This window comes from Kaustia mangrovi (assembly GCF_015482775.1).
Taxonomy (GTDB): Bacteria; Pseudomonadota; Alphaproteobacteria; order Rhizobiales; family Im1; genus Kaustia; species Kaustia mangrovi.
Genome location: NZ_CP058214.1, coordinates 3711219 through 3737363, shown reverse-complemented (window position 1 = coordinate 3737363; position 26145 = coordinate 3711219). Strand labels below are relative to the sequence as shown.

Genomic DNA, 26145 nt, shown 5'->3' with positions numbered 1-26145 from the left:
TTGAGCGTTGCGGATGTTGCTCCGGCCAATATGACCTCACTCTTTCACTATGATAATACGTCGTATAATAATAATATCTGACACCATCGGTTTGAAATAACGAGGCCCGCTCCATGCTCGACCGTGTCACAAGCATGCAGGTTTTCGTCCGTGTCGTCTCGCAGGGGAGCTTCTCTGCCGCCGGGCGTGCGCTCGGCCTGTCCCAGACCATGGTGACCAAGCATGTCGCCTCGCTGGAGGACCGGCTCGGCGTGAAGCTGCTGCACCGGTCCACCCGGCGCCTGACGCTCACCGAGGCCGGCCGGCGCTATCTCGCCGCCTGCGAGCGCATCCTCGCCGATATCGACGAGGCCGAGGCGCTGGCCGCCGCCGACCGGCTCGCGCCGCGCGGCACGCTGCGGCTCAACGTGCCGGTCTCCTTCGGCGTGCGCCAGATCGCGCCCGCCCTGCCCGCCTTTCAGGCGCAATATCCCGATGTCGCCGTCGATCTCGGGCTCAACGACCGCACGGTCGATCTCATCGAGGAAGGCTGGGACCTCGCGATCCGCGTCGGCGAACTCGCCGATTCCAGCCTCACCGTGCGCAAGCTCGCCTCCTGCCGGCTCGTGGTCTGCGCGGCGCCCGCCTATCTCGCGCGCCATGGCACGCCGGAGACGGTCGCCGATCTCAAAAACCATAACTGCCTCATCTACACGCTGGCGCGCGAGCGTGGCGGCGCGCGCTGGAGCTTCGGGCCCGGCGGCGAGATCGCGGCGGATGTCGGCGGCAATCTCCGCGCCGGCAACGGCGATGCGGTGATGGCCGCGGCGATCGCCGGGCAGGGGCTGATCTACCAGCCGACCTTCATCGTCGCCGACGCCCTGCGCTCCGGCGCGCTCGTGACGGTGCCGCTCGACCGGGCCCCGACAGACCGCTTCGCCGTCTATGCCCTCCACCCCTCCGACCGTCGTCCGCCGGCGAAGGTCGCCGCCTGCGTGGAATTCCTCGCCAGCCGCTTCGGCGGCACGCCGCCCTGGGAGGAGGGGCTGGACCGTCTCTCCTGAGCCGGTTCCATCCCGATTGTGATACATTTGTATAGCAATCGGGATCTCACGACATGCTGGGGAGGATCGAACGATGCCCAAGCAACAGAAGGCGAAGGGGAAATCCGGTGCCACGACCGTCAGCCTGCCGGGCGCGGAGGGACCGGCATTGGCGCCGCTCGAGGACGAAACGGGCCTGCGGCAGGTGATCTACAATTACGGCGAGGCGACATTCGCCGGCGGGCCGCGGGGCGGTCTCGCGAGCTCCGACCCGGTCGGCCCCGCCGCCGACCAGTGCTACCGCTTCGAGATCGTGAACAACGCCATCGACCCGACCTGGAACGCCAACATCACGACCAATCCGGGAAATTGCGTCTATCTGGCCTCCGCCGTGATCGAGAAGGAACGGAACCAGCCCGGCAAGGCGACCTTCGTGGTCTGCTGCGAGAAGCAGGACGACGGCAAATGCAAGGATTGCGCGACCACGGTCACATTGACCCTGACGAAGGGCCAGCGTTCCGTGTCCAAGATCGTCCGCATCTTCTGCCAGCCGAACTGACATCGAGGCGGGGCGGGGCGGCGTCACTTGTCGCTTGTGCCCGTCTCCTCCTCGCCCTTGGCCTTGCCCATGGCGGCCGACCACAGGGCGTTCTGGAACTTCGCGAAGCCCTCGATGCTGGGGGCGAGCCAGGTCTGCATGAGGGCGTCGGGGTCGGCGCGCTCGATCTGGCGCTGGAGCTGTTCCTGGAGCTGGACCATCACCGCGTCCTGCATGGGCTTCACATCGGGCAGCCCCATGAAGGCGCGGGCTTCTTCCGGCGTGCAGTCTATGTCGATGGTGATCTTCATGAGGCGGCCTCCCTGGCGTGCATCTCCCCTCGCCCGGCGGGCATCACGTCGAAGGCGACGCAGATCCGGCGCCCGCCGGACCGGAACGGAACGGTCCCATGGTAGAGATAGGCCGGGAACAACACCATGAGCCCTTCATGGGGCTTGACGGTCCGGGTCGGGAAATCCGCGCCGATGCGAAGCTCGCGCGGCGGCCGCCCGACCTCGAAACCGCCCTGCACGACACCGCCGCCGGCACCGTTCTCCGGCGCCGATATCTCGTCGGGAATGGTGACGTAGTAGCAGCCCGACAGATAACCATCCATGTGGATATGGGGATGCTGGTTGCCCTCCCCGTCGAGCACCGCCGCCCAGGCATGGATCTCGTAGTCCTCCGGCCGGTGGCGCAGGAAGGGGTGGCCGTCCGCCTCGCCGGTCTCGGCGAAATAGCGCTCGACCGCCTCGTGCATCGCGTCCTCGAGCAGCGCCACCGGTCCGCTCTCGCCCCTGTTGAGGCCGGAGGCGATCCGGAGCGCGGGATGATGCCAGGTCGGATGGTCCTCCGGCGGCGTGGCGAGCGCGGGATGCGCCAGGATATGCGCCTCGAGCGCGCGGTTGAACGCATCGAGGCCGGAGAAGCCGGCCGGGGTGTCGATGGCGTGGGTGCGTACGAGCCGGTCGAAATCGATGAGCGGGGCGGCCTCGTCCATCCGCCCGGTCTCCACCAGAAGGAGCGCATGGAAGGCCATGGCCTCGATGTCGCCCGGGGCCTGCGTCACCCAGCGCTCGGCATGGGCAAGCGCGTCGTCCGGCCGGCCGAGTTCCAGCAGTGCGGCCAGCAGGTTGGAGTAGACATAGGTCTCGCCCGGATCGAGCGCGAGGGCGCGCTCATAGGCCGGGACCGCCTCGTCGAGCGCGCCCGCGCCATGGGCGGCGACGCCGGCGGAGGCCCACAGCGACCCGCTGTCCGGCACGAGCCCGAGCGCGTCGCGATAGAGGCCGAGCGCCTCCGCATGGCGGCCGGCGCCCCGCAGGAGATCGCCGAGCCGCACCATCGCCTCCGCCGAGCGGGGCTCGCGGGCGAGCGCATCGCGCAAGAGCGCCTCGGCCTCCTCCGGCGCGCCCATCGTCGAGAAAACCCGGGCGACGGCAATGCGCGCGGCCACCGGGTTGGGCATCTCGTCGACCAGTTGCGCACAGACGCGCAGATGCGGAAACGCCTCGCCGGTCCGGCCGAGCCGGTGGAGCGCCCGCGCGGCGATCATGTTGGCGTTGGGATGCCTGGGCTGGCGCGCCATGAGCGGCGCAAGCGCGTCCAGCGCCGCCTGCGGCCGGCCATCCTTCATCCTCTGCTGGGCTTCGGCGAGTTCGGGCACCATCACGCTGATCCTGAAACGCTGAGCCCCCCAAGCGCCTCGCATCATACATCGCGACGCCCGCTTGCGGAAACCGCCCGCCTCCCCTTCCTCATGCGCGGCCGCCAACCTATATTGGGGCCATGCCACAGAAGGGATTCGCAGAAGCGCCCGTGAAAGGGCTCGAGGGGCTGCCGGGCCTGAGGCCCGAATTCCGCCCCGCCGACGACTTCACCCCGCACCGTCCGGAGCGGCCGGAGAAGTCGGAAGGCGGCGTGCGCTTCAAGCTCGTCTCCGACTACGAGCCGCGCGGCGACCAGCCCCAGGCCATCGAGGAGCTGGTCTCCGGCGCCGACGCCCATGAGCGCGACCAGGTGCTGCTCGGCGTCACCGGCTCGGGCAAGACCTTCACCATGGCCCAGGTCATCGCGCGCACTCAGCGCCCGGCGCTGATCCTCGCCCCCAACAAGACACTCGCCGCCCAGCTCTATGGCGAGTTCAAGGCGTTCTTCCCGGAGAACGCGGTGGAGTATTTCGTCTCCTATTACGACTACTACCAGCCGGAGGCCTACGTTCCGCGCTCCGACACCTATATCGAGAAGGAATCCTCCATCAACGAGCAGATCGACCGGATGCGCCACGCCGCCACGCGCGCGTTGCTCGAGCGCGACGACGTCATCATCGTCGCGAGCGTGTCGTGCATCTACGGTATCGGCTCGGTGGAGACCTACTCGGCCATGACCTTCGCCGTGTCCGTCGGCGAGCGGATCTCCCAGCGACAGCTCCTCGCCGACCTCGTGGCGCTCCACTACAAGCGCAACGACCAGGCCTTCCAGCGCGGCACCTTCCGGGTGCGCGGCGACACGATCGAACTGTTTCCGGCCCATTACGAGGACCGCGCCTGGCGGGTGTCCCTGTTCGGCGACGAGGTCGAGGCGATCACCGAGTTCGACCCGCTGACGGGCCAGAAGACCGGCCAGCTCGACCAGATCAAGGTCTATGCCAATTCGCATTACGTGACGCCCAAGCCGACGCTCGACCAGGCGATCCGCCAGATCAGGGAGGATCTGAAGGTCCGCCTCGACGAGTTCAACGCGGCGGGCCGCATCCTGGAGGCGCAGCGGCTCGAACAGCGCACCATGTTCGATATCGAGATGATCCAGGCGACGGGCTCGTGCGCCGGCATCGAGAACTATTCGCGCTATCTCACCGGGCGGCGCCCCGGCGAGCCGCCGCCGACGCTGTTCGAGTATCTGCCCGACAACGCGCTGGTCTTCGCCGACGAGAGCCATGTGACCATTCCCCAGCTCGGCGGCATGTTCCGCGGCGACTTCAACCGCAAGGCGACGCTCGCGGAATACGGATTCCGCCTGCCGTCGGCCATCGACAACCGGCCCCTGCGGTTCGAGGAATGGGACGCGATGCGGCCGCAGACGGTCTATGTCTCCGCCACGCCCGGCTCGTGGGAGATGGAGCGCACGGGCGGCGTGTTCGCCGAGCAGGTCATCCGCCCGACGGGCCTCATCGACCCGCCGACCGAGATCCGCCCCGTCGCCACCCAGGTCGACGACCTCATCGCGGAATGCCGCGAGGCCGCCGCCAAGGGCCAGCGCGCGCTGGTCACCGTGCTCACCAAGCGCATGGCGGAGGACCTGACGGAATACATGCACGAACAGGGCATCCGCGTGCGCTACATGCACTCCGACATCGACACGCTGGAGCGCATCGAGATCATCCGCGACCTGCGGCTCGGCGCCTTCGACGTTCTGGTCGGCATCAACCTGCTGCGCGAGGGCCTCGACATCCCGGAATGCGGGCTCGTCGCCATCCTGGACGCCGACAAGGAAGGCTTCCTGAGATCGGAGACCTCGCTCATCCAGACCATCGGGCGCGCGGCGCGCAATGTGGACGGGCGGGTCATCCTCTATGCCGACACGATGACCGGCTCGCTGCAGCGCGCCATCGACGAGACCACGCGCCGCCGCGAGAAGCAGATGGCCTACAATGCCGAGCACGGCATCACGCCGGAAAGCGTACGCGCCCGGATTGCCGACATCCTCGACTCCGTCTACGAGCGCGACCATGTCACCGTGGATTCGGGGCTGGCGGAGGCCGGTGCCACCTATGGCCACAATCTCCAGGCCGTGGTGGAGGACATGGAAAAGCGCATGAAGGACGCCGCCGCCAATCTCGAATTCGAGGAGGCCGCGCGGCTGCGCGACGAGATCAAGCGGCTGCGCGAGACCGAGCTCGCCGTCTCCGCCGATCCGGCGCTGCGCCAGTCGGAGGTGGAGGAGCGCGCCGGGCGCCATTCGGGGCCGCGCCCCTCCGGCGCGCCGGCACCGAGAGGCAAGGCGGCCAAGCAGAAAGGCAAGGCCGAGCCCTCCTACAAGGAGACCCGCGAATACGGCACCCAGTCGGCCGCCCTGCCGCGCGACGAGAAGGGCCGCCCCGTCCTGCCGTCGGGCAAGGCACTGCCCGATCTCGACGATATCGGGCTGGGTCACGACCGCGAGACGCCGCACAAGACCAAGGGCTGGCAGGCGCCGGAGAAGCCGACGCTGGCGAAGACCACGAAGCCCGGCGGGCGGCGCAAGTCGACACCGAAACGGTGAGCGGCGGACGGGCCGTATCGCCCGGCCGAACGACCGGCACGGCCCTCTCCGGCAGAGCCCAACCCCGCCCCCGCCGCCGAAAACCCGGCATTCCAGGCGATTTCGAAACAACGGGGCCCCGCGTCAATCCTCTTGCATTCTTGCCGAAAAGGCCGCAAAGTCGTGCGCACTGGCGGACCCCGTGGTGGGGTCTGCCCTCAGAATTTCAGGTTAAGAATGCCCGTTACCCGTCCAGGAATACGGAATACCTTCCCGAAAATCTGAGAGGCCGGAGCCGGACGTCGCGGCTACGGATTTTGGTTGAGACTGACGTTTTTTGTCCCGGGAAAGGAATTCCCCCAATGCGCCAGACTGGCACCGTAAAGTTCTTCAATACCCAGCGCGGTTTCGGCTTCATCACGCCGGACGAGGGCGGCAAGGACATCTTCGTCCACATCACTGCCCTGGAGCGTTCGGGCCTGCCCGCGCTCGACGACGGCACCAAGGTCACTTTCATGGTGGAGGAAGACCGCCGTGGCCGTGGCCCCCAGGCCGTGAATATCGAGCTTGCGTAACGCATGACCTCCGGATAGCGCCCAGCGCTGTCCGGTTCGGCGCTTGCGCCTCGATGAAATCTTCCCCCGCGTCGACATGCGGGGGGCTGTTTCAGGACGCCGTCGGGCAGCTTGCCCGGCGGCGTTTTCCGTTCGGGCAAATCGCCATCTTGCCGTTATGGACCGCGCATTGGTGCGGCGAATCCTCTTGCAGCCGCGTCCCGGATCGCTCAAACTTTCCCTATCGTTACGGGCATGCCTCTTCGGGCCCGGAGAAGACTGCCGAGACGCGCGGGGTCCGCCGTCCCGGCGCAACAGCCTTTCCCGCCCCAGATCGCCGCCCATCCGACGAGACCGGCCGGAGCGGCCCTTGCCGTGCCGGCCGGGTGATTGTTGTTGTTTGAGGGGAATGGAGCTTTCCCAATGCGCCAGAATGGCACCGTGAAGTTCTTCAATGCAGAGCGCGGCTTCGGCTTCATCACGCCGGACGAGGGCGGCAAGGACATCTTCGTGCATGTCACCGCACTCGAGGGCTCGGGCCTGACAACCCTTCAGGAGGGTCAGAGGGTCAGTTTCGAGACGCAGCCCGACAAGCGCGGCCGCGGCCCGCAGGCTACCGACGTGTCCGCGTCGGAATAGGCCGCCCCGCCCACTCTACCGCCGCTTGCCGCCGCGCCGGCGGACCCGACAGGCAGATCAACCGTTCCCGCAAGGCGGGACGGACGTGGTATACTCATGCCCGTTGCATGAGGAACCAGGGAATGGGATAGCCAGCGGGACACGCCTCTTCGGTCCGGGTCTTCTCATCGCGGGCCTCCTTGCGGTGGCCGGCGAACCGGCCTCGGCCGGCCCGGAGTGCACCTGCCGGTTCAACGGCGAGAACTACCGCATCGGCGAGCTCGCCTGCATCCGCGGCAAGCTCTCGCGCTGCGACATGGTGATCAACAACACCTCCTGGACCGTCGTCGGCGACAGCTGCCCCGTGGTGCGCGCGCCACAGCGCCATCTCCTGCCGCCGCACACCCTGGCCGCGCTCTCCACCCCGCCTCCCCGCTCGCCCTGGACGGGCTCCGGCAGATAGTCCGCCTCGCCGACCCGGCATCTGGTCCGTGCCCGGACGCCCGCGAGCGCCTCGCAGCGACAATCGAAAAACCGATACCGACATAATCGGCGAAGTTCATATGTATACCCCCGGCATCAACGCGATGGCCGGGCGCAAGCGCTTCCTCTGCAGGGGGGCGGGACCGCGGCCCGCGCCGTTCCCCTTTCATGGAAGGCAGACACCATGCCCGATCCGATCACCCCTCCCTCCGGCTCCACCGCATATCGGTCGCCGGCGCCCTGTGCGCCCCGGACCGGCATGCGGAAGGCCTCCACAGACGGCGCGCCCGGAACCGCCGTCACGGACAGCAAGCCGGACCGCCCGACGCTGGCCGACATCACCAACGACGTGACGAAGACCATCGTCAAACCCTTCAGGCATGTCATGACCTCGCCGGACCGGCCGACCGTGACGAGGCGGCCGTCCTACGGACGGGAGCATTTCCTCCTCACCAGGTCGGAGATCGGCGGGACGGCTGGTGCCGACGGGGCGCCAGGCCATCCCAGGCTCGCGCGATATGTCTCCCACGATCCCACCAACGAAAGGCTCAAGCCCTTCGTGGCGAGATCCGTGTCCCGCCCGGACTCCGTTACCGCCAGGCTCTGCGCGGACCCGAAGGTCGGCACCGTTCTTCTCGGCCGCTTCAAGCTCGACACCGGAAACCTGCTGGACCGGCTGCAATCCCCGCAGATCGACGACGTTCTCGACTATGTCTGCGAGCCGGGGAATTTCCATATGCTGAACGTCTCCCCCGAGCGGGCGGACCAGTGCGACGATTTCTGGGGCGAGATCAACCTTCCCTGGCTGAAGCGGATGGCCGACGACGGATGCATCATGGTCGCCGTCAGCGATCCGTTCGACGATACCGTCCTGATCGACAATGGCCGCGAGACCATCTTCCACAAGGAGCTGAGCTACATGGCGGGGCGGGAGGACTACCTGTTCTGCGACGAGGAGAGCGCGTTCATCCCGGAGAGGCTCTGGACGCATTTCGACGTCTTTCACGAGGCCGAGAGCGAAATCTTCCACGACGCCTCCGACAGCTCCTCCGACGACACCCCGACGCCCACGACCGCAGGCGACAGGCCAGGCCCGAAGGTGTGACGGTGCCGATCCGGCCGGCATTCGACTGTTCGGCCTGAAGTGCCGCGCTTTCGGACCGGAAATGCGGTGTCCGTCTTTCCCGAAAGGCCCCTAGCGGGACAACTCCTCGAACGCCGCGCATCTGACCGCATGGGCGATGACGTTGCGGTAGACGTGGTCGGCGTGGAACCCCCGCTCATTGCGCATGAAGCCCCTGTCCCTGTCGCGCTCGGTCTGGACGGCGCGCAGGATCTCTCCGAGCGCGCGGTCGCCCTCCACGGCCTCGGCGGGATCGAAGCGCTCGAACCGGTAGATCCGGTCGAGAGCGTCACGGGCGCCGGCGCGCACGACCGGATCCTGACTGATCCGGTCGGTAAGCCCCTTCAGGAAGGACAGCTCCTCGCCGTCGGAGAGCGTGTTGGCGCCGAACTGGCGGCCGATATCGGAGGCGCCCGTCCGCTCCAGGAGCGGGCGGGCCAGGGCGCCGTAGTCTTCCCCGTCGTAGGTCGCGGCGATCCTCTGCTGCAGGAACTGCCGCGCGGCCTGCCCGCGAATACCCGTGGCGCCACGGTCCGCCACGATAGCGTCGGCAAGCGCGGAGCGCCCGGTTCCGAACTCCGCAAACGGTTGCTCGCCGCGCCCCGTCTCGACGGCGGCTGGCAGCAGCAGCGCAGCGAGCAGCGGGAAGATCGCCGGGTTGCGCTTGGCCTCGCCGGAGCCTGCGGCGTTCATCACATTGAGCGTGAAGAACCCCGTCTGGGCGGCGAATTCGTGCAGGAAGTCGAGCGCGAGATGCACCCCCTGGTCGATCAGCCCGTGCGAGCGCGCAAGGCTCGTGAAGGGACGCGCGTCCGGGGAAACCTCCTCGCGCGCGAGGTCGGTCCAGTCGCCGCCCTCCTGCAGGATTTCCGCCAGATTGGTCATCATCAGCGCATTGCCCGTCGCCGCGGCGATGGCCGACCCCTTGTCATAGCCGAAGGCGGCCATGGCGGGGTTGAGCGTCATGGCCGCGATGGCGCAGACCGACAGTGCCGGCACGACAGCATCGCGATAACGCCCCTCGCGCACCGCCTCCGCGATGACCGGCAGGTTCTTGCCGACCGTCGGCATGAGCATCATGAGCGTGGTCAGCGCCGTCGCGGCGATGTTGGAGCCGCGCAGCGCCCGGTCCCCGCCGATCCGGTCGAAGAGATAGGTATTGACGGTGGCGATGGTATCGTCGATGGCGAGATCGCGCCCGCCGAGCACATGGCAGTAGCTCCGGGCCATCCCCTTCAGCGAGTCCATGACGCCGTCGCGCGGGACATCGGCCTCCACCGCCTCCAGAAGCCTGGCATTGACCGCCGGCACGAGCACGCTCGCCACGGCGATCTTGGCCGGCGTCTCAGGCGCCAGCATCAGCGCCTTGCCGATCCGGCCCAGATCCTCCGGCGAGGGCGGGCGCTGGGCCTCCGCCTCGCCCGGATCGTCATGGCGGGTCCTGACGAGCGCGCCGTCGCGCAGCGCGACCTCGAGCCCGGCCTTGCGGAGAAAGTCATTCGCGATCTCCTCCGACAGGCCGGTTTTGCCGGAGAGCTCGGCGAGGCTGTCCGCCCCGCCCCGTCCTTGCCACGGGTCGAGGCTCGCCGCCCGCTCCAAGGCCGCCGGACGGGCCGGCCTGGACGGGGGAGCGCTCGCCGGCCGCGCGGGCGACGTCTCCGGCGCGGGCGTCGGCGCACCTTCGGGGGACGTCAGGGGCTGCAAGGGAATTCCCGCGACCGATTTCGGCATGGCTCTCGCTTCTCGGCTGGTTCGGTGATCCAGGCTCCAGCCGATAGGCGCGCGCCGGCCAATAACGGAATCGGAAAATGCGATGACGGCGGGCCGGTCAGATCGGCACCACGCAACTCCGCGACACGACGGCGTAGGACATGACCTCCGTCTCCTCCGTGATCAGTTGCACCAGCTCCTCCCTTTGTTCCTCGGGAAGGTCGGATCCGGCGACCGCCTGCATGAGGGTCTCCAGGGCATGGATCAGGTCGGCATTGTTGCTGAACCGGCTGACGAGCCTCAGGGCCTCCTCGTATGAAAAGCCGAAGACATCCGGGGCAAGGTTCAGATAGCGCGGGAACGTCCCGAATTCGTTGTCGATCCCGCCTGTCGCGCTGTCCGTCGTGCTCATGCTCGCCTCCCGGACGGAGCGGGCTTTGCCCGCCCGTCACACATAGAAGTGGTTTTCGAAGACATTCTCGATATTCCGGCCCGCAACCTTGGTGCGCATCTGGTTGCCATGCGGCACGGACAGGCCGACCGGGACGAACGGCTTGGAATAGGCGAAAGGCACACTGCGCACGCGCAACCCGTCGCCGAAGAAATCGACGAGGTTCCTCGGGCCGATGGCCGGCAGGCCCGTCTTCTGGCAGAAATTCTTCAGGATGCTCGCGCAGTTCACCTCGATGAAGGCGTTCGAGCAGTTCTGCGCCCGCCTCAGCGTCCTGTAAGTGCGTTCCAGCGCCGACGGGCAGATATCGGAATAGACGAGCGTGTCCGCCGGAACGTCCTCCCACGGCATCTCGTCGAGATCGGCATTGAAGTAGCTGCTGGTCTCGGGAATGACGAACACCGTCTCCACATTGCCGATCGCGATATATTCGCTGTTTTTGGGGCGAACATCGCCGTCGATCAGCGCCATGCACTCATCCCGGCTCTCGATGGCGGAGACAATCTCGCGCCATCCCGCCGACCGGATGGAGAGCGGCGTGTCGGCCTGCCGGTCCGTCATCTTGCGCAGCCACAGCGCCGAGACCGAGGCGACATAGGGGCTCTGGATCAGGATCTTCTGCGCCCGGCGCTTCTGCTTTCCCGCACAGATTGTATCCAGGGCACGCTCATAGACGGCGAGCGTGCGCACGAAGGTCTCATACACCTCGTCGCCGCGCGGCGTCAGCCTGGCCCGGCGGGTCTTGCCGGAGCGCTCGAACAGCGGCTCGCCCACCGTGTCCTCGATTTCCCCGATAATACTGACGGCCGCAGGCTGTGAAATATTGGCCCGACGGGCGCCTTCCGTGAAGTTTCCGGCCTCGACCGCACAGATAAAAACCCACATCTTCCTGATACTTATGTTCTTCATCACTGCGAACCCTTGTGAGTTGCCAGCACTGGAACGCACCACGCCGCACCATCGCGGCCAGGTGTTTTGGAAATCGATGCGGAAACAGGTGCTCCAGCCCCCCGTGCGACATCCACGCGGCGCCCATTGAAGAACCGCTATCCGCTTGCGTGCCCAACACGCGAAAATCACAATCAATCTAAATACAATCGAAAATTGTATTTTCTTTTAGGCGGTTTTCAGACGATTTATGGCCGGCATGCCCCATTTGCTGCGACCGATTGACCGCATTTCTCCATCGCGCCTGCCCGCCGGCAGGCTGAAACCGCAACGGCCCCGCCCGGTTACGCCCGGACGGGGCCGAATTGACATGACGGATATCCGGCCGTGCCGGCACTTCGGCACGGGATGAGGCACGGAACGGCCGGGACAATCTCAAGTTGAGGGAGCGGGACGGGAGACCTGTTTTTCCGGAGGCCGCCGGGGGCGCAGGCCGCAAGCCGTATGCGGACCGGAGGCAACCGTCACCGGCGAGGTTCGCATCCAGTCGGCGGTGACGGGATGCGACGGCAAGGCGCATCGGCGCCGCATTCGAACGGCGCATCGCCTCCGGCGGCCTGGCAACCGCCGGAGGAGAATGGCGTCAACGCGTGCTGGGACCGGGTTCGTCGAGAGGTTCCCAGCGATCCCGTCCGGGGCCTTCTTCCAAGCCGGCGAGCGGCGCACGGCGCTCGCCCGCCTCGCTCTCTTCCATAAGCGGGGCACGATCCCCGGCGGCCGGTTCATTCCGAGCGAACTCGTTGGCCCAAATGTCCATCATCGACCGGAAATCTCTGGACAGGTCCTTGACCCTGCCCCCCCCTCCCGGCACGTATGGAAACTCCTGCCCGCGTTCCACTCCCTCCTTGCAAACCTCAAGAATTCCGAGGGCCTCCTTGGCATGCGCCCCATCGAGCCCGGAGAGTTTGCCCGCCAGATTGTGGACCGCCTTCAGCACCTGGGGCACCTGATTGGTGAAGGCGCGATCCTTGGCGCCGTCCGCGCTGTGCTCGTACCACTTTTCGAGCACCATACTGGCTGCGGTGTTCAGAACCATCGGCAGGGCCGTCACACCGGCGTTGCGCGCGAGTGCCGGCAACACTCCACCGAGAGCGTCGATCGACTTTCCGTTCAGCCCCAGGGCGGCGAGCATCTTCAATGTCTTGAGGACGAAACCCGTGACCGCCAAGGCGGACGCTGTGCCGATCTTCCCGGCCACCTCCGAATTGGGCTGGCCCTTCACACACTTCTGAATAGAATTCTTGATGGCGGTATTGACCTTGTCCCCGATGATCGTGAAGGCGGCGTTGAGGGCGAATTCCTTGCCCGCTGTCGCCCATTCGCCCTGCACGACACCTCTGGACATCAGGTGAAAGACCGTGCCTACGGCCAGCGCCACATTGTTCGGGTTGGACAAGATATCCGCGCAGGCCGATTTCACCGCAGCCGCCCAGGTCACTTTCGCCTCAGCCGCGCCGGTGTCCTCCCCCGTCGCCTCCTTGGCCACCGCCGCCTCCGCGGCTGCCGTCGCCTCCTCGGCTACCGACTTCGCGGCTGCCGTCGCTTCCTTGGCTACCGTCGCCCCGGCCTGGGTGAGATAGACCTGCCATGGCTGGGCGGTCACCTCGTTGAGAAAGGTGCTCGGGGGATTCGCGTAGCTGTCCAGCGTATCGCAGACCGCCTGGAAGAACGCCCGATGCTCCGCGCTCAGATGCTCGCTGGCCAGCATCTCCTCCGCCATCTGCCGGTTGACCGCCTGGTCCAGCCTGTCAAGCGTGTCGACTGGCGCTGCCGCGATCGCCTTGGCCAGACCGTCGCTCTCCGGGCAAGCATCGCCGCCCTCGCCGGACAATGCCGACCTGAGCTCGGCCTCGACACTTTGCGGCAATGTGTCGATGACGCGCGAGAGGATGGCGGCGGTGGCGGCCTGCGCGACAGACATCGTCGCCACGGCTGTCAGAACCTTGTGGCTCTCCTTGGCCACACGCGATACCGTCGTGTCGCGCCCCGGCCTGAAGAATTGCAAGAGGGCCGACTTGACCGGTTCGTTCGTCTCCTGCCTGCGCATGGCGATGAACTCGCGGAAATGCTTGTCGAGCCTGGACACCTCCCCCTTCAGCTTTTGATAGTCTCCCGCCAGATCGCTGAGCGGCGCCCCGTCCCCCTGAAAAACGCCATCCAGCGCGCCGGTCCTGAGCGGCCCGAATGCCTCGTAGACCCTGCCGCGCCGATGGTCGTTGACGAGATGCTGGCGTTGCAAAGTATCCTGCATCCCCTCCAGGATGCCGGGCTGATGGTCTCTCAACCACGCCGGGACGCTGTAGACCGTGGGCACGTCCCAATCGTCGCCATCGCTGTCGAAGCTGGCGAGGGGTGCCCGGGACGGGCCTGCCGGCATCGGTGTGGCCCCGCTCGGGCCAGGCTGCTGTCCGGCGGCATCGGGCGATGCCGCGCCGCTGTTGTGGCCGCGCGGCACGGCTGGCCGCTCTTGTGGGGTATCCTGGCCACCGGCGATCGCCCGGTTGGGCGACTCTGCAATCGGCTTCGGCGACATGGTCTTTTCCTCATCAGATGAATACTGACGACCAGACTCGGGATATTTAATAAAATTGATAATATGGTTGTCTTATCGGTCCGGACCCGGAACGCCCGCGCCGAACCGGCGCGGGAAAGGCCTCTGCGCCCGCTGTCGGCGCCAAACCGGGAGGCCAGCGCTCAGCCGATGCTGCGCTGCATGGAGGAAATCAGGCTGAACTTGCTTGCGAGCTTGTCCAGAAGGCGTTCCGACTGCGCATTGGCGATCGTGCGGTCCGCCGACAAGGCGATCGACCGGATTCGTTCGTTGACGATCTCCTTGGTCAGGGAATGGTTGGTCTGCGCCGTGTCTGCCGCATTGGCGCGCGTCTGCGCCATCACCTGCTGAACGAGCTTCTGGATCGCCTCCTGATGGGCCCCGCCCGTCGCCTCGAACGCCGATGCGCCGGCGGCAATCATGGGAATCGCACCGAACATGGTCCTGCTCCTTGCTAAGGCGCCGATATGGGATAACCGTGCCACCGGACAGAACGCCCGGCGGCACGGCCATCTCGTTGCGGGATCAGGCTGCGGCGCTCTGGCTGAGCTTCTGCAGCGAGCTCTTCATGTTGGACTGCGCATTGCTCTGCATGTCCGTCGCCAGCTGCTGCACGTTGTTCGACAGCGCCTGGTCGTTCTTCACCTGCGCCGAGATCTGCTGCATCTCGTGCTGCATGGCGCTGTTCTGCATCGACTGCTGCATGGTCTCAATCGCCTGCCTTGCCTCCTGCTGGCGAGACTGCTCGGCAACGGCAGAGTACTGGCCCATCAGGGCGTTGGAGCTTCCGCCGCTGAACAGACCGCCCAGTGCAGACCCCAGGATTCCGAGAAAACCCATGACAATTCTCCTTGTGTCAGTTTGAGAGGGCAAACGCCCCCATCGATCGACAGATGTTACGAATGACGCTTACCGGGGATAGAGCGTGCAGCAGATCTGCATCACGCCCTGATTGCCGCACCCGGCCCAGGACGGGTCGAAAGCGCTCCACGACGGCGGACGGTTGCCGTTGCCGAACGGATCGTAGCCGCCGCAGCCGCCGGGACGGTCGGGACGGCCGGAGGGCTTCTGGTCGCAGTCATAGCGCCCCGATCCGCCGCAGCCCCCGGTCGACGGGGTACGGTCGCCGCCGCAGCGGCCGCCGTTCTGGTAGGCGTTGAACTCCTGGTTGAACCGGTCCTCCAGGTTCTTCAGACGCTCACTGAACGAGCCGCTCTGATAGTCCCTGCCGTAACCGCCCTGGAACTGGTGCGCGGAGTTGTTCCCGCCGACCATCTGGCCGATAAGGCCGGTCAGGGAGTTGGTGAGCTGGCCGAGGAGGCCGCTGATCATGTTGATGGCCATGAACGTGCCGAACATTGTGGAAGTCTCCTGTTCAATGTGTCTTGCGAAACGATTTCGCGATCACTGAAACCGAAGCGAACCGCCAAGCCCCTGGGGACCGGCGGCGACGCCGGCGGTCTGGGCAGCCTGAGCCCCGTTCGAACCGCAACCGCTGTCGCAGCCGCCGCCATTGGAGCCGCCATTGGCGCCGGCACCGTTGCCGGCATTGGCCGCACCCGCTCCGCTGCAGGCACTCGAGCCCTTGGCATCGTCCGCCGACTGCGAGGCGAGCTTGTCGAGCAGACCCGACAGGTCGTCCTTCTCGTTGCTGGCGTTGAGCAGCTGCTTGAGGAGCTGGGCAAGGAACTCCTTGTCGTCCACAGCGCCGGCACCGCCGGCGGCACCCGGGACGCCGGCCCCCTGAATGGAACCGGACAGGCCGCTAAGCGCATTGATGGTCATGACAATACCTCGTTTGCTAGTGGTTAGCCGCACGAGGGAGGAGGAGCCGGAGGACGCCTCCCCCCTAGTGCTCCTGAAGACTGCCGGAGACCGGCGAAATGGTCTCTTCGGCTTTTCCGATAATGCCGGCTGGTGTCCGTGTCCGCTCAGGCCTGAGCGCCCTCCGCCGGGTCGGCGGTGAGGAAGCCGACCGGATAGATCACCGTTTCCGGCGTGACCTCCTGATAGGCCAGGACCGGCAGGTAGATGCCGTGCTCGTGGAGGACGTTGTGCATCGCATAGCGGACATCCTGCTGCATGATCAGGACGGGATCGCGCCCGCGGCGGAAATCCTCTCCGCAGATCTGGCGCGCCTGTCTGACGATATGCGCGGACACTGAGGGTTCGAGCACGAGATAGTTGCCTTCCTCGGTGTTCCGGACGCCTTCGCGCATGAAGGACTCGATCGTCGGCGAGACCACGATGACCGGCAGGAACCCGTTGTCGGCGAAGCGCTTCGTGATGAAATCGGCGATCTCGATGCGCACCTTCTGCACGAGATAGGCGGGATCGGGCCTGCGCTGCGACCATTTCAGGATGGCCTCCAGGATGCGCACCCGGCTCGTCACCGGAATCCGCTCGCCCAGCAGGTGGCGCAGCACGCCCGCGATCTGGTTGTTCGAGGCGGCCTCGCGCAGATCGCCGACGAGCGCGGGATTGCTGGCCTGCACCTCGCCGAGGATCACGGCGGTGTTCTGGAAGCTCGCCAGAATGTCGAGCCGTTCGACCACCACCCGCTTCACATGCATGAGGAGCTGCTCCATGGCGGGCCAGAACGCGATGTTCTCCTCCGCCAGCCTGTCCTCGTATTCCGCGGAGACCAGCGCGCCCTGCCGGTGTCCGAAGCCCGCAATATGGGGAATACCGAGCGCGTCGAGATAGCTGGCATTGACCTTGACGAACAGGCTGTCCATCCGGAACTGGCCGCTGTCGGCGAGCTCCTGATTGATATAGATGCGGTAGTCGTATTCGCTGTCCTCGTCGACCTCGAGCCGCCAGTGCCTGCCGGGCAGGCCGTATTCCTGCATCATGTCGTCGCGGATCGAGTCGAAGGCCACGCAGAACGACATCACGTCGAGCTTGAAGATCTCCCTTGGCAGGACCAGCCGCAGCGCCTCCTTCATGCCGGTGCGCATCTCCAGATCCGCATACTCCTGCTGAAGCGCCGCCATGCGGTGGCGCCAGTCCTTGTGCGCCTTGAGGACATCGCGATATTGCCGGCGCATGGTCCAGGCGACACCGCCGGCCATGGCCGCCCCGACGGCGAGGAAGATCACGGTGGGAAAGCCCGGCACGAAGCCGAACAGGGCGATGACCACGCCGGCGGTGATGATCGTGCGGTGGTTGGCGGCGATCTGCTGGGTGATCTCGGTCCCGAGATCCATGCCCTTGGGGCTGGAGACACGGGTGACCATGTTGCCCGCGGCCACCGAGATCAGGAGCGCCGGGATCTGCGCCACCAGCCCGTCGCCGACGGTCAGCAGCGCATAGAGGTTGAGCGCCTCGCCGAACCCCAGCCCCCTCTGGAACATGCCGATGGCGACACCGCCCAGAAGGTTGATCGCGGTGATGACGAGGCCGGCGATGGCGTCGCCCTTGACGAACTTCATCGCGCCGTCCATGGCGCCGAAGAGCTTGGCCTCCCGCTCCAGCCCCTGCCGCGCAGCCCGGGCGTCGACCTGGTCCATATTGCCCGCGCGCACATCCGCGTCCACGCTCATCTGCTTGCCCGGCATGCCGTCGAGCGTGAAGCGCGCGCCGACCTCCGCGACCCGGTCCGCGCCCTTGGTGATGACCAGGAACTGCACCACGGTGATGATGAGGAAGATCACCAATCCGACCACCAGATTGCCGCCGACGGCGACCTGGCCGAAGGTCTCCACGATGCGCCCGGCATCGCCCTCGATGAGGATCAGCCGCGTCGTGGAGATCGAGATCGCCAGCCGGAACAGCGTTGTCACCAGAAGGATCGGTGGAAAGGTGGAGAACTGCACGGGATTGTGCATCTGCAGCGACATCAGGATGATGATGATCGAGGCGCTGATATTCAGCGTGATCATCACGTCCATGGCCATGGTCGGCAGCGGCAGGATCACCATCAGCAGGACCAGCCCGAAGACGGCAACCAGAAAGATGTCCTTCTGCTGCGCCGCGATAGCGGTCAGTCTGGAGAGAGTCATCGTTTTCATCCGGAAATGGCGGCTACTCGAGCGCGGGCGCGGACTCCGAGCCGGATTGGGAGACGGCCGGCGTCCTGGAGAGGGAATGAAGCACCGGGTCCTCCACCGAGCCGCGCAGCACGGTGATTTCGGCCTGGTTCGCCTTCTCCAGGGCCTCCACGGTCTTCTTCACGTCGGAAACATAGGCCGGCGGGCCGGACACCATGAAGACGCGGCCCTTCAGATCGTAGCGGTGCCGGAACTTGGCCTGGTAGAGGCCGAGCCGCGACAGCGCCGTCATGATGCGTTCGCCGTCGTTGTTCTCCAGCGAGAAGACCTCCGTGCGCACGCTGCTCGACGGGGCGGCATGGAGCGTCGAGCCGTCGAAGTACCATACGAAGCGGAACTGCGCGGCGAGGTAGTTCAGATAGTCCCGGCGCGACAGGCCGCGCGGCGTCTTCGCGCCCGTGCGGCCCTTGATGCCGGGGGCGATATCCGCGCCGATACCGAGATTGAGCGCGAAGAAGCGGAGCGCCTCGTTGACGTCCTGGTCCAGGCTGAAATAGCTGTAGGGCTGGTTGCCGTCCGGCAGGCTGGGCGAGGTGCCGTCCATCGTCACACGCGCGTTGGCCGGGGCCGCGACCATGATAAGGCCGGCCAGGATCAGTCTCGCAATCGGCATCGTCATTCGTCGATCCTCCCCCGGCTGGCCCGTGCCGCCGGTCCCAATGCTCAATAGAGGAAGCCCGGCGAGCCGTGCAGGTCCACAGGGACGGCATGCCCGCGCTTCTTCCGGCCTTCCACCGAAAGGATGTATTCGAGATTGGTCTGCTGGAGATCCACGACCTCCGCGACGTCCGGCCGCTGCGACTCCCCGAAATGGGGCGTGACGACGACGATCAGGTCGCGCTGGCGGCTGCGGATGTCGTCATGGCCGAGAAGCGACCGCACGACCTCTCCGGCCACGCCCCACTGGTCGCGCGGCTTGGAGCCTGAGGCGGTGGTGTCGAGCCGCGACAGGCCGGCGAGGATGTAGCTCTGGCCGCTGGACAGCTCCACGCTGGTCTCCAGCTTGCGCGAGGCGACATTGGGAACCCGGTTGCCGCTGATGAACCGGGCCTTGTCGCCCAGGCTGGACACCTCCGACGCGACCTCCAGGCTCACCTCGCCGCCGGCGAGCAGCTCCGGCGTGAAGTCGACCGTGAGGCCGACGAACTTGTACTCCACACCGTAATTCATGCGCCCCAGATCGTTGTCGGCGGCATAGCCCGGCACGGCGACCTCCTCGCCGACCATGAAGGAGGCCTTCCTGCGGTTGACGGTCGTGAGCGTCGTCTCCGACAGCACCGTGCCGACGCCGTTATCGACCAGGAGTTTCACCCAGGCGCCGACATTGACGGAGGTATCGCCGTCCCTGGAGCTCACGAGCACCGACCAATTGATGCCGTAGGTCTCCAGCTGTTCGCGCGAGACCTCCATGAACGTCACGTCGAGCTTGATGGTCGGGCTTTCCGCAACCGCGATCTCCTCGATCAGCACGCTGTCGGGGATATTGCTCCTCAGGCTCTCGATCACCGCGTCGTAGGTACGCTCGTCGGGCACGATGCCGCGTGCATAGATGCTGCCGCGGGCCGACTGGATGGAGATGCGCGCGCCCTGAAACCGCTGGGACAGCATGCGCCGCATCTCGTCGAGATTGTGGATCACGATCACGTCGTAGCGGAACAGGGTCTTGCCCGCGACATCGACGCCGATCACGGTGGTCTCGCCCGCCTTCTTGCCGTAGACGAACTGCGCCTCGCCCGGCGAGGCGCTGAGATCGGCGATATCGGAATCGGCGACGAAGAGGCTCTCCGTCTCCTCCGTGCCGCGCAGTTGCAGCCCCTTGCCGACCTCGACCACCAGCCGCTCCGCGCGCGCAGCGTCCACCCCCGCCCCGGCGCACAGCACGAGGAGGGCGAGCACGAACAAGCCCACCGGATACAGCGCGCGCCTGCAAGCTCCGACCGATCCTGTCGTCATCCCGTTCTTGCCTCCCGCATAGTGTTCATCTGCGTCTTCATCAGCTTGTCGGTGCAGGCGGTCTGGCGCAGCCAACCGCCCTTGGACAGGATGCGCGTGAGCTGGATGAAGGACCGGAGGCTGACATGGGTGGCCACCTCCGACACGCCCATCTTGCTGGAGGCCAGCATGAGCTGGTCGTGCATGCGCTTGGCGGACGGCGCCTTGTCGCGCGACGGCGCGGCGGCCTGTCCGGCCGTGACCGGACCGGCCTTCTTGCGGTTGCGCAGGCCTTCCAGGACCTGTTCCGACTTCGCGTCCGGCTCGACCGGCGTGACCCGGGCTGCCGCGGTCTTTTCATGCGGCATCCTCGCAGCGACATCGGGCGCCTCGCCGCCCTGCGTGTCGCCGGTTCGCCGCGCATTGGCGACCACCGCCATGGTCTCCGCCGTGTCGCCGTCATAGGCCTCCTGCAGCATCGCCCCGTAGCTGGTCGAAACCTCTTCGGCGGCAGGTGCGGTTTCCGCCACCTTGGCCTGCTCCGCCGGGCGCTGCGGTGCGGACGCGCGACCGCGGGCCTGCGAGACCGCCCCGTCCCGGCCGTCGGCGTCGATCTTGTTGACCTGGCTGCTCATCTCGATCACTCCATTCGCAGATAGGCTCTGAGCGCATTCTGCCGTTCGGCTGCCGGGCTATCGCCCAGCATGGCAAGACATGCCTTCAGATAGGCGGTGTTCCGGGTCTCCCGGCGCGCCTCGCCGATGACAGGGGCGGCCTCGTCCGACCTGCCGTCGAGCAGCAGCGCATAGCCGAGAAGCTCGACGAACCGGTGGTCTTCGGGATAGAGCGCCCGGCCCGCGCGCGCATAGGTGGCCGCCTTGGCCACGAACTGCGCCTTCAGGCTGAACGCGGCAAGCATTGCGAGAGTGTCCGCTGTTATGTCCATGGCAGTCCCGTTCCTTGCGATGCGGCGCCCGATGGGCCCGCAGAGGAGAGGCCGTTATGCGCCGATACCGAAATCGGAAATTCCGATAATCCGGGCGGGGACGGGCCGCCCCCGTATCGCCGGCGCGCGCTCACAGCCCGATCCCCGTCTTGGAGATCTGCGCGAAGTTCTGCCGCGCTTGGCCTTCCGTCAGGTCGACGCGGGCGGTCCGCATGGCGCGCTCGCGGTCGCCGGAGAGATACTGGATAAGCGCGAGGTTCTGGCGCACGACCCTGTCGTCCTGATTGGACCGCGACAGCTCCGCGATGAAGGGATAGGCCTCGCGCGGCTGCCCGCTGAGCGCTAGCGAGAGCGACAGGTTGTTGAGCGCCTCCTTGTTGGACGGGGACGAGGCCAGGATGGTCTCGTAGTACTGCCGGGCCTTGTCGTGCTGGCCCCGCAGGTCGCTGGCCACGCCCATGGCGTTGAGCGCCGCGACATTCCCCGGGTCGCGCTCCAGGACCTTGCGCAGATAGGGTTCGGCCGCTTCCGGATTGTTGCGCGCAAGGTTCACCCTGGCGATCCCCACAAGCCCGCGCGACCACGCCCCGAGGCCGATCGCCTTGCGATACTGGGCTTCCGCCTTCAACAGGGCGTTCTGGCGGAAATAGGCGTTCGCAAGCTCCACCGCCGCCTCGTTGGAGCGCGGATTGTGCCTCTCCACCTTGTCGAGCAGCGCATAGCCCTTGCCGAAATCGCCATTGCCGAGCATCCGCTCGCCGACGGTGATCTGCGAGCGCACGCTCGTGGCGTTGCTGTTGGGCCCGGCACAGGCTGCAAGAAGTGCCAGGCAGAACGGAACGGGCAATCTGGCACCCAGGGAGCCGATGCGACTGATCATTACGATAACACCCCGTAGAACAAAGGTTATTCTTATCCACCCACGGCGCCGGGACACGCTTTGGACGGGGTCCGGCGGTGCCCGGAACGCCATATCGGGCGCGACGACGCGCACACCAATATGATGGTTAACAAAGGATTGAACAATTTAAGGTTGCAACTTATCCACCCCAAATCCACAAGCTGTTGCCGGGGAGCGCTCTTGAGCGCATTTCGCGACCTCATGGTCACTCAATGCCCTCCAGGCCCCTGTATCGCCGCGCTTTCGAACCGGAAAAGTGGTCTCCACTTTTCCTGAAAGCGCTCTAGCCGCCCCCGGAGGCCTGCAGGATCCGGCTCATGCCCTTTGCCGAGCGGGCCGGCATGTACTGCCCGGGCGTCGCCATGCGGTAGAAGTCCAGCGCGACGGTCGGAATGTTGAATGTGGGCACCTTCCAGCCCCGGAACTTCCGGCACAGGCCCGCCACGCTGGCGCCCTTGGCCTTGAAGACCACATAGGGCCGCTGGCGCGCGGCCGGATAGAAGATGATCGCGACGAGCACCTGATCGCTGTGGACCACATGGGTCGCATCCGACAGGAGCGGCATCGCGGCATCGTTCATCGCCACCGACTTGCGCCCCGCCTTGATCTCCGGATCGCCCTCCTGGCCCTTGTGCTCGCGCTTGACCTCGTCCTTCGCCATCTTGTTCTGGGAGGTGAACAGCAGCGTCTGGATGCGGAAGTCGAGAGCGGCCAGCAACACGAGCACGATCAGGATGACGGCCACGACGATCTTGAACCGCGACACGAAGAACGGATAGAGGCAGGCCCAGCCGCAATGGCTGGCATTGATGGCGTTCTCGATGTCGTTCGCGATCACCAGGTAGAGCAGCGTGGCGATGATGGAGAAATAGACCAGCAGCCGGATGAAGTTGTAGATCGTCGCCTTGGAGAAGATGCCCTTGATCTGGTTGACGGGGTTGAACTTCTGGAATTTCGGGCTGAGCGCCTTGGGCGCGAAGTTGAACCGGTTCAGCAGGAGCCCGAACAGGAGCGTGACCATCGAGACGAGCACGCAGACGGCCAGCACCAGATAGACCACGTCCATGGCGGCGGCGAAGCTCGATGCGCGTGCCGCGTCGAAATCGCGGTCGACTCCGGAGAAGACGGTCGTGGAGAGCGTCACGAGCGAGCCCCAGAGCGGCCCGGAAATCCCTATCAGGAGCAGGACGGCGAAGGTCACGAGCCCCGCCTCCACGACATTCTTGCGCTGGGGGAGCTGGCCCTCCTTGCGCTGGTCCTCCAGCCGCTTGTGTGTCGGCTGCTCCGTCTTCTCCCCGCTCATGGCGCCAGCACCTGCTTCATCATCTCCAGCGCGCCGGCGAGCATGTCGAGCACCTTCGGATAGAGAATATCGACATAGAAGATGAGCATGACCATGAGCACCGCCGACTTGACCGGCATGCCGAAGGTCAGCGCGTTGAGGCTGGGGGCGGAGCGGGCGAGGAAGGCGATGCAGATGTCGCTCAGCAGCATGAAGCCCGAGATCGGCAGGACGAGCACCATGGCGGCGAAATAGAGCGTGCCCGCGAACCGGATGAACAGCATCAGCGCCTCGCGCGTGATATCGGGAAACGCGGCCATGGGCGGCCAGATCGCCAGGCTCTGGTAGAACATGGTCATCACCATGAGGAAGCCGCCCGCGGCGAAGAAGTAGCCGGAGAAGAGCTGCGACAGATAGATCGCCGTCGGCGTCGTCTGGGCGGAGAAGATCACGTCGTAATCCTGCGCCTGCATGCTGCCGCGCTGGGTGTCGAGGATCACGCCGGCAAGCTCCAGCCCGCGCACCGGCAGCCAGGTCAGCGCGCCGAGGAACAGGCCGAGCGCCAGCTCCTTGAAGATCATCGGCGGATAGGAGGGAAAGGCCCCGCCCCGGTCCGCGATCTCCGCCCCGACATGGACGGCGAGGCCCGGCACGACGGAGAAGCTCATGGCCGCGATCACGCCGAAGCGCACCATGCGCGGCATGGACCGGCGCGAGAAGAACGGCGAGACCGCCACGAACCCCGTCAGCCGCGACATGGACAGCAGGAACGCCAGAAGCAGGTCGAGCAGCTCGCGATTGTCCGGCGACAGGAGCGGGGGCAGGTCCGTCATGGTCACAGCCCGATGATCTTGCCCATGACCTCCTTGAAGAAGGTCATGAGGTAGGACGACATCCATCCGATGGACATCGACAGCATGAGCACGATGGCTGTCAGCTTCGCCGCGAAGGCGAGCGTCTGCTCCTGGAGCTGGATCAGCGTCTGGATCAGCGCCACGATCAGCCCGACCGCGGTCGCCGCGATGATCAGCGGCATGGACAGGTAGAACACCATGACGATGGTGTTGTGCGCCATCACCATGATCTCATCGCCGGACATGGCCTCTCCTCCGGTCTGTCCCGCCTGTCTTGAGGCGGTATGGGATGTCACTGCGCATAGCTCAGCACCAGGTTGTGAAGCAGCAGCGCCCAGCCGTCGGCGGCGACGAACAGCAGGATCTTGATCGGCAGCGACACCAGCATGGGCGGCACCATCATCGCGCCCATGGCGAGCAGGATGTTGGAGACCACCATGTCCACGATCACGAAGGGCAGGAAGATCAGGAAGGCGATCTGGAAGGCCCGCGTGAGCTCGGAGGTGACATGGGCCGGCAGCAGGATGAACAGATTGTCCTGCGCGATCTGGCCGTGCAGCCGGGCCGGCCACATCTTCTCCGCGGCGTCCATGAAGAACCGGGTCTCGCGCTCGGTGGAGAACTTCTGCAGATAGCCGGTGAACGCGTCGGAGACGATGGAGAACAGTCCCGAGACGTTCTCCCAGCCGGTGAAACCGAGACCCTGCTGCTGCACCTGGGTGACGATCGTATCGGCGACCGGCGCCATGATGAACACCGTCAGCGTCAGCGCGATGGAGTTGATCACCAGCCCGGAGGGTGCCTGCTGCACGCCGATGGCGTTGCGCACCAGCATCAAGACGATGGAGATCTTGGTGAACGCCGTGCCCATCACCGCCAGGAACGGAATGAGGCTCAACGCCATGATGGCGATGATGGTCGGCAGGATGGCGGGGAAGTTCTCAGCCATCGCCCCCGCTCCCCGTTCCGCCGCCCGTTGCACCTCCCATGCCGGGCCACCGGTCGATCTGCACGCCGACATGGTCGCCGATCTGGACCAGATACCCCTTCGCCGCCGGCGCGCCATTGGCCAGGATGGTGACCGGCTGGGTCAGATCGATCCTCAGATCGAGCGTTGCGCCGGGTCCGAGCGCGCGCAGCTCGCCAAGGCTGATGCGCCGCGTGGACAGCAGAAAGTCGAGCTGCACCGGCAGGTCCTCGACCGGATCCTCCAGCGGCGGTGTGTCCGCGATCGCGCCGGCCACCTCGGCCGCCTGCGCGAGATCGTCCTCATTGTCGGCCATTGTGTCCTTCCGTCCTGCGTTTTCGAAATTGTCCAGTGCACCGCTCGCCGGATCGAGACGAACGGCGAATGAGGCGACGCCCGGTACTTCGAGACGCGCCGGCAGGCGGCCGCCGCAAAGCGTTCCGGCAAGGAGCGTGTCGCCCGCCGCGAGCGCCCGGTAGGCAGCGAGCCTTGCCGGGCGGCCGGCGAGGCGGAGCCGGCAGCGAAAGCCCGGATCGAAGCGGTTGAGCCGGCCATGGGGGCGGCGTCCCTCCAGCGCCTCGAGCGCCGCCGCGCCGATATCGCGGAGATCGAGCGACAGGGCGAACTCACCGCCGCCTGCCCCGACCGTTCCCGCCAGCCTGGTCAGCGGCGGGCCGTCGCTCGCCGCAGGCGCCGGACAGGCCCGGGCCCGCGCGGCGGCGAGCCCGGCAAGGCCCATGCCGTCGGCGACCGCCTCGAGCGCCAGCACGGCGCGCCAGTCCAGTGGCAGGCTCGCGCTGTCCTCGTCCCGCCAGCCCGGCAGGAGGGCGTCGCTCAGGCGGTCGACGAGATCGGCCTCGACCGACAGGCGCGCCGTGCCGAATGCGGTCTCCGCCTCGATCTCCACATGGTGCCCGCGAGGCGAAGGCCCCGGAGCGAAGCGCACGTCCAGTGCCGGCACGCCCCCGCCGCGC

Annotated in this window: 28 protein-coding genes; 7 read left to right on the top strand and 21 right to left on the bottom strand. The window is 66.3% G+C overall.

Going from position 1 to position 26145, the window contains the following annotated elements; translation table 11 throughout:
• The first annotated feature begins 113 nt into the window (after nt 1-113).
• Together HW532_RS17605 and HW532_RS17600 are read left to right on the top strand one after the other, a co-directional pair.
• Nucleotides 114-1043, top strand: a complete 930-nt coding sequence (locus HW532_RS17605) for a LysR family transcriptional regulator (RefSeq protein WP_213161716.1) — start codon at nt 114-116, stop codon at nt 1041-1043.
• A gap of 73 nt (nt 1044-1116) precedes the next feature.
• The gene (locus tag HW532_RS17600; RefSeq protein WP_213161715.1) at nt 1117-1581 is read left to right on the top strand and encodes a hypothetical protein; all 465 of its coding nucleotides are present in this window, start codon (nt 1117-1119) and stop codon (nt 1579-1581) included.
• Nucleotides 1582-1604: 23 nt separating this feature from the next.
• Here the strand turns inward: HW532_RS17600 and HW532_RS17595 are convergent, their stop codons facing one another.
• Entirely contained in the window at nt 1605-1871 is a 267-nt protein-coding gene (locus tag HW532_RS17595) for a DUF6489 family protein (RefSeq protein ID WP_213161714.1), read from the bottom strand.
• Nucleotides 1868-3229 (bottom strand): tetratricopeptide repeat protein, encoded by a 1362-nt coding sequence (locus tag HW532_RS17590; protein WP_213161713.1) that lies wholly within the window; start codon nt 3227-3229, stop codon nt 1868-1870. Before HW532_RS17590 ends, HW532_RS17595 begins: the two co-directional genes overlap by 4 nt.
• 119 nt (nt 3230-3348) lie before the next feature.
• Here HW532_RS17590 and uvrB point away from each other — a divergent pair, with 119 nt between their 5' ends.
• From uvrB to HW532_RS17565, 5 genes are all read left to right on the top strand, one after another.
• Nucleotides 3349-5820 carry an excinuclease ABC subunit UvrB gene (uvrB, locus tag HW532_RS17585; RefSeq protein WP_213161712.1) on the top strand — a complete coding sequence of 824 codons (2472 nt, stop codon included), beginning with the start codon at nt 3349-3351 and terminating at the stop codon, nt 5818-5820.
• A gap of 341 nt (nt 5821-6161) precedes the next feature.
• Complete coding sequence (locus HW532_RS17580) at nt 6162-6374, top strand: cold-shock protein (protein ID WP_213161711.1); 213 nt, start codon at nt 6162-6164, stop codon at nt 6372-6374.
• A gap of 402 nt (nt 6375-6776) precedes the next feature.
• Entirely contained in the window at nt 6777-6992 is a 216-nt protein-coding gene (locus HW532_RS17575) for a cold-shock protein (RefSeq protein WP_213161710.1), read from the top strand.
• 184 nt (nt 6993-7176) lie between these two features.
• Complete coding sequence (locus HW532_RS17570; RefSeq protein WP_213161709.1) at nt 7177-7434, top strand: hypothetical protein; 258 nt, start codon at nt 7177-7179, stop codon at nt 7432-7434.
• Nucleotides 7435-7713: 279 nt separating this feature from the next.
• Nucleotides 7714-8559 (top strand): hypothetical protein, encoded by an 846-nt coding sequence (locus tag HW532_RS17565; protein ID WP_213161708.1) that lies wholly within the window; start codon nt 7714-7716, stop codon nt 8557-8559.
• A gap of 90 nt (nt 8560-8649) precedes the next feature.
• Here HW532_RS17565 and HW532_RS17560 read toward each other — a convergent pair whose 3' ends face one another.
• The 19 genes from HW532_RS17560 to HW532_RS17470 form a co-directional block, all read right to left on the bottom strand.
• Nucleotides 8650-10308, bottom strand: a complete 1659-nt coding sequence (locus HW532_RS17560) for a hypothetical protein (RefSeq protein ID WP_213161707.1) — start codon at nt 10306-10308, stop codon at nt 8650-8652.
• Nucleotides 10309-10405: 97 nt separating this feature from the next.
• The gene (locus HW532_RS17555; protein WP_213161706.1) at nt 10406-10699 is read right to left on the bottom strand and encodes a hypothetical protein; all 294 of its coding nucleotides are present in this window, start codon (nt 10697-10699) and stop codon (nt 10406-10408) included.
• Nucleotides 10700-10735: 36 nt separating this feature from the next.
• The gene (locus HW532_RS17550) at nt 10736-11623 is read right to left on the bottom strand and encodes a LysR family transcriptional regulator (protein ID WP_246479984.1); all 888 of its coding nucleotides are present in this window, start codon (nt 11621-11623) and stop codon (nt 10736-10738) included.
• A 646-nt stretch (nt 11624-12269) separates the two neighbouring features.
• Nucleotides 12270-14219 (bottom strand): hypothetical protein, encoded by a 1950-nt coding sequence (locus HW532_RS17545; RefSeq protein ID WP_213161704.1) that lies wholly within the window; start codon nt 14217-14219, stop codon nt 12270-12272.
• A gap of 161 nt (nt 14220-14380) precedes the next feature.
• Nucleotides 14381-14677 (bottom strand): hypothetical protein, encoded by a 297-nt coding sequence (locus HW532_RS17540; protein ID WP_213161703.1) that lies wholly within the window; start codon nt 14675-14677, stop codon nt 14381-14383.
• An 85-nt stretch (nt 14678-14762) separates the two neighbouring features.
• Nucleotides 14763-15077 (bottom strand): hypothetical protein, encoded by a 315-nt coding sequence (locus HW532_RS17535; RefSeq protein WP_213161702.1) that lies wholly within the window; start codon nt 15075-15077, stop codon nt 14763-14765.
• 69 nt (nt 15078-15146) lie between these two features.
• Entirely contained in the window at nt 15147-15596 is a 450-nt protein-coding gene (locus HW532_RS17530; RefSeq protein ID WP_213161701.1) for a hypothetical protein, read from the bottom strand.
• A 45-nt stretch (nt 15597-15641) separates the two neighbouring features.
• The gene (locus HW532_RS17525; RefSeq protein ID WP_213161700.1) at nt 15642-16022 is read right to left on the bottom strand and encodes a hypothetical protein; all 381 of its coding nucleotides are present in this window, start codon (nt 16020-16022) and stop codon (nt 15642-15644) included.
• 146 nt (nt 16023-16168) lie between these two features.
• The gene (locus HW532_RS17520) at nt 16169-18241 is read right to left on the bottom strand and encodes a flagellar biosynthesis protein FlhA (RefSeq protein WP_213161699.1); all 2073 of its coding nucleotides are present in this window, start codon (nt 18239-18241) and stop codon (nt 16169-16171) included.
• A gap of 22 nt (nt 18242-18263) precedes the next feature.
• Nucleotides 18264-18908, bottom strand: coding sequence for a hypothetical protein (locus HW532_RS17515; RefSeq protein ID WP_213161698.1), 645 nt, complete (start codon nt 18906-18908; stop codon nt 18264-18266).
• A 44-nt stretch (nt 18909-18952) separates the two neighbouring features.
• Nucleotides 18953-20242 carry a pilus assembly protein N-terminal domain-containing protein gene (locus HW532_RS17510; RefSeq protein ID WP_213161697.1) on the bottom strand — a complete coding sequence of 430 codons (1290 nt, stop codon included), beginning with the start codon at nt 20240-20242 and terminating at the stop codon, nt 18953-18955.
• Nucleotides 20239-20856: a hypothetical protein gene (locus HW532_RS17505; RefSeq protein WP_213161696.1), complete on the bottom strand. Its 618-nt coding sequence runs from the start codon at nt 20854-20856 to the stop codon at nt 20239-20241. Before HW532_RS17505 ends, HW532_RS17510 begins: the two co-directional genes overlap by 4 nt.
• 5 nt (nt 20857-20861) lie before the next feature.
• A complete protein-coding gene (locus HW532_RS17500; protein WP_213161695.1) occupies nt 20862-21167 on the bottom strand; it encodes a hypothetical protein in 306 nt (101 codons plus the stop codon).
• A gap of 130 nt (nt 21168-21297) precedes the next feature.
• The gene (locus HW532_RS17495; RefSeq protein WP_213161694.1) at nt 21298-22047 is read right to left on the bottom strand and encodes a tetratricopeptide repeat protein; all 750 of its coding nucleotides are present in this window, start codon (nt 22045-22047) and stop codon (nt 21298-21300) included.
• A 304-nt stretch (nt 22048-22351) separates the two neighbouring features.
• The gene (locus HW532_RS17490) at nt 22352-23371 is read right to left on the bottom strand and encodes an EscU/YscU/HrcU family type III secretion system export apparatus switch protein (protein ID WP_213161693.1); all 1020 of its coding nucleotides are present in this window, start codon (nt 23369-23371) and stop codon (nt 22352-22354) included.
• Nucleotides 23368-24183, bottom strand: coding sequence for an EscT/YscT/HrcT family type III secretion system export apparatus protein (locus HW532_RS17485; protein ID WP_213161692.1), 816 nt, complete (start codon nt 24181-24183; stop codon nt 23368-23370). Before HW532_RS17485 ends, HW532_RS17490 begins: the two co-directional genes overlap by 4 nt.
• A gap of 2 nt (nt 24184-24185) precedes the next feature.
• Nucleotides 24186-24449, bottom strand: a complete 264-nt coding sequence (locus HW532_RS17480) for an EscS/YscS/HrcS family type III secretion system export apparatus protein (RefSeq protein ID WP_213161691.1) — start codon at nt 24447-24449, stop codon at nt 24186-24188.
• Between the two features lie 47 nt (nt 24450-24496).
• Nucleotides 24497-25153, bottom strand: coding sequence for a type III secretion system export apparatus subunit SctR (gene sctR, locus HW532_RS17475; protein WP_213161690.1), 657 nt, complete (start codon nt 25151-25153; stop codon nt 24497-24499).
• Nucleotides 25146-26132: a FliM/FliN family flagellar motor switch protein gene (locus tag HW532_RS17470; protein WP_213161689.1), complete on the bottom strand. Its 987-nt coding sequence runs from the start codon at nt 26130-26132 to the stop codon at nt 25146-25148. The genes sctR and HW532_RS17470 overlap by 8 nt, the downstream gene beginning before the upstream one ends.
• Nucleotides 26133-26145: the final 13 nt, after the last annotated feature.

Coding starts and splice junctions, on each gene's coding strand:
- HW532_RS17605 (WP_213161716.1), top strand. CDS start 114: ATGCTCGACCGTGTCACAAGCATGCAGGTTTTCGTCCGTGTCGTCTCG.
- HW532_RS17600 (WP_213161715.1), top strand. CDS start 1,117: ATGCCCAAGCAACAGAAGGCGAAGGGGAAATCCGGTGCCACGACCGTC.
- HW532_RS17595 (WP_213161714.1), bottom strand. CDS start 1,871: ATGAAGATCACCATCGACATAGACTGCACGCCGGAAGAAGCCCGCGCC.
- HW532_RS17590 (WP_213161713.1), bottom strand. CDS start 3,229: ATGGTGCCCGAACTCGCCGAAGCCCAGCAGAGGATGAAGGATGGCCGG.
- uvrB (WP_213161712.1), top strand. CDS start 3,349: ATGCCACAGAAGGGATTCGCAGAAGCGCCCGTGAAAGGGCTCGAGGGG.
- HW532_RS17580 (WP_213161711.1), top strand. CDS start 6,162: ATGCGCCAGACTGGCACCGTAAAGTTCTTCAATACCCAGCGCGGTTTC.
- HW532_RS17575 (WP_213161710.1), top strand. CDS start 6,777: ATGCGCCAGAATGGCACCGTGAAGTTCTTCAATGCAGAGCGCGGCTTC.
- HW532_RS17565 (WP_213161708.1), top strand. CDS start 7,714: ATGCGGAAGGCCTCCACAGACGGCGCGCCCGGAACCGCCGTCACGGAC.
- HW532_RS17560 (WP_213161707.1), bottom strand. CDS start 10,308: ATGCCGAAATCGGTCGCGGGAATTCCCTTGCAGCCCCTGACGTCCCCC.
- HW532_RS17555 (WP_213161706.1), bottom strand. CDS start 10,699: ATGAGCACGACGGACAGCGCGACAGGCGGGATCGACAACGAATTCGGG.
- HW532_RS17550 (WP_246479984.1), bottom strand. CDS start 11,623: ATGTGGGTTTTTATCTGTGCGGTCGAGGCCGGAAACTTCACGGAAGGC.
- HW532_RS17545 (WP_213161704.1), bottom strand. CDS start 14,219: ATGTCGCCGAAGCCGATTGCAGAGTCGCCCAACCGGGCGATCGCCGGT.
- HW532_RS17540 (WP_213161703.1), bottom strand. CDS start 14,677: ATGTTCGGTGCGATTCCCATGATTGCCGCCGGCGCATCGGCGTTCGAG.
- HW532_RS17535 (WP_213161702.1), bottom strand. CDS start 15,077: ATGGGTTTTCTCGGAATCCTGGGGTCTGCACTGGGCGGTCTGTTCAGC.
- HW532_RS17530 (WP_213161701.1), bottom strand. CDS start 15,596: ATGTTCGGCACGTTCATGGCCATCAACATGATCAGCGGCCTCCTCGGC.
- HW532_RS17525 (WP_213161700.1), bottom strand. CDS start 16,022: ATGACCATCAATGCGCTTAGCGGCCTGTCCGGTTCCATTCAGGGGGCC.
- HW532_RS17520 (WP_213161699.1), bottom strand. CDS start 18,241: ATGACTCTCTCCAGACTGACCGCTATCGCGGCGCAGCAGAAGGACATC.
- HW532_RS17515 (WP_213161698.1), bottom strand. CDS start 18,908: ATGACGATGCCGATTGCGAGACTGATCCTGGCCGGCCTTATCATGGTC.
- HW532_RS17510 (WP_213161697.1), bottom strand. CDS start 20,242: ATGACGACAGGATCGGTCGGAGCTTGCAGGCGCGCGCTGTATCCGGTG.
- HW532_RS17505 (WP_213161696.1), bottom strand. CDS start 20,856: ATGAGCAGCCAGGTCAACAAGATCGACGCCGACGGCCGGGACGGGGCG.
- HW532_RS17500 (WP_213161695.1), bottom strand. CDS start 21,167: ATGGACATAACAGCGGACACTCTCGCAATGCTTGCCGCGTTCAGCCTG.
- HW532_RS17495 (WP_213161694.1), bottom strand. CDS start 22,047: ATGATCAGTCGCATCGGCTCCCTGGGTGCCAGATTGCCCGTTCCGTTC.
- HW532_RS17490 (WP_213161693.1), bottom strand. CDS start 23,371: ATGAGCGGGGAGAAGACGGAGCAGCCGACACACAAGCGGCTGGAGGAC.
- HW532_RS17485 (WP_213161692.1), bottom strand. CDS start 24,183: ATGACGGACCTGCCCCCGCTCCTGTCGCCGGACAATCGCGAGCTGCTC.
- HW532_RS17480 (WP_213161691.1), bottom strand. CDS start 24,449: ATGTCCGGCGATGAGATCATGGTGATGGCGCACAACACCATCGTCATG.
- sctR (WP_213161690.1), bottom strand. CDS start 25,153: ATGGCTGAGAACTTCCCCGCCATCCTGCCGACCATCATCGCCATCATG.